Source organism: Psychrobacter sp. 1U2 (genome assembly GCF_051847575.1).
In genome coordinates, this window is record NZ_JBPYDC010001272.1 from 1 (window position 1) to 646 (window position 646).

Here is a 646-nt window from a genome sequence, read left to right on the forward strand (position 1 = left end):
GGGTGCTCAACAAGCGGCCAGCGGACTTAATTATTTGTTTGGTTGGGACTTTGCAGGTAATTCGCTTGAGATTACCATTATAGTTGTAGTGACTGCTCTTGCTACAATATCTGTAGCACGTGGCCTTGATGGCGGGGTTAAGCTATTGAGTAACGTCAATATGTTAGTCGCTTTATCTTTGTTGCTGTTTGTGTTTTTCGTTGGCAACTCAATCGGATTGCTGAGTAAAATCGGTGCCACTGCTGTTGATTATGCAACTTATATTATCCCGTTATCGAATCCTATAGGCCGCGGTGACGACGAATTCTTTCATGGCTGGACAGTGTTTTATTGGGCATGGTGGATCAGCTGGTCACCTTTTGTAGGTATGTTTATTGCTCGTATTTCAAAAGGCCGTACAGTACGTGAGTTTATTACCTCAGTAATGTTGGCCCCTACGCTTGTAACCATCGTCTGGATGACGGTATTTGGACAGTCAGGATTGAGCCAATATGATAATCAAGTCGGTGAGCTGGCAGGAGGGGTCAGTGATGCTTCCTTAACCTTATTTCAGATGCTGGCAAATCTTCCTCTAGGGACCATTACCTCTTTAATTGCTATTATTCTAGTAATGGTGTTTTTTGTGACTTCATCAGACTCAGGCTCT

General features: G+C 43.5%; 1 protein-coding gene. It reads left to right on the top strand.

Annotation, left to right across the window (positions count from 1 at the left end):
* The coding region (locus ACS8FD_RS21600; protein WP_439277382.1) for a BCCT family transporter at window positions 1–646 on the top strand (646 nt) is incomplete at both ends.